The 1,083-nt window shown below is 38.0% G+C and carries 2 protein-coding genes; one reads left to right on the forward strand and one right to left on the reverse strand.

Going from position 1 to position 1,083, the window contains the following annotated elements; genetic code table 11:
- Positions 1-92: 92 nt before the first annotated feature.
- Positions 93-758: a transposase gene (locus QUA70_RS28485; RefSeq protein WP_333410776.1), complete on the forward strand. Its 666-nt coding sequence runs from the start codon at positions 93-95 to the stop codon at positions 756-758.
- A gap of 127 nt (positions 759-885) precedes the next feature.
- On the opposite strand, the gene QUA70_RS28490 is transcribed toward QUA70_RS28485, so the two are convergent.
- The coding region (locus tag QUA70_RS28490; RefSeq protein WP_333351127.1) for a hypothetical protein at positions 886-1,083 on the reverse strand (198 nt) is incomplete at its 5' end.

A 1,083-nucleotide genomic window follows, 5' to 3' on the forward strand; every position in this document is an offset into this window, starting at 1 on the left:
AGTCGGGTCGCAGAAAGAGGAAGCCCAAACAGTGATGTTTGGAATCACCGTGGCTTTAGCGGGCGTGAGAATGTCAAAACACTGCTACTTATGTGCAGAGACAATACTTTTTTGAGACCAAAAAGTATTACAACTCAATTGATATCTATCATCAAACCAAGAATTTAGAATCTTATCGGTATCTGCCCACTAAAGTTAGTAAGCAGGTTGTGCGTAGAGTATCAGAAGCTTGGAAAGGTTGGTTAGCAGCATTGAAAGATTGGTCAAAGCATCCTGAGAAGTATCTAGGAAAACCTAAAATGCCTGGATACAAGCATAAAGAGCGTGGTAGGAATGTTGTCATATATCCAATAGATGCAATATCAAAACCGGCTTTAGCTAAAAGTATTGTTAAGCTGTCTCAGACCTCCATTGAATTCCCAACTCAGGCTAAAAATGTTGACCAAGTAAGGATTATTCCTAAGCTTGACCACTACGTTATTGAAGTTGTTTACACCGTTGAAGAAGCCGTAAAATCGGATGGTAAATATGTTGCTGGTGTAGACCTTGGTTTAAACAATTTAATGGCTATAACATCCAATCATCCCGGTCTCAGACCGCTTTTGATTAATGGTAGACCGTTGAAAAGTATTAATCAATTATTCAATAAAAGAGTTGCCGCATCACAATCAATTGAAGCTGGGAGACAAATAAAAATGTTGAACGGCAAGCGTGACAGAAGGATTGATAACTATCTCCATATAGCGATTCTCAGATAAATGAGGTATACAGAAACCCTTTATTGTCAAGCTTTCCAGGTCAAAATTCGTACCTCACCTTTTTGAGAAAGGCTATACTGTTAGCCGTAGAGTTATTGACTGGTGTCAATTAAATGATCTTAGCCAGTTAGTTATAGGCAACAACCAAGGATGGAAACAAGATATCAACATTGGTAAAAAGAACAATCAAGAATTTACCAATATTCCACACGCGAAACTTAGGACTGAAAAATAAATAACTTGATGGCTTGTCGGGTATAATCAAAAACAGCGCCCTGATTGCTATTTTCTCTAAAATTGATAGAAACTCGCCAGGGATTTTTCT

Source organism: Microcoleus sp. LAD1_D5 (assembly GCF_036702115.1).
Taxonomy (GTDB): Bacteria; Cyanobacteriota; Cyanobacteriia; order Cyanobacteriales; family Microcoleaceae; genus Microcoleus.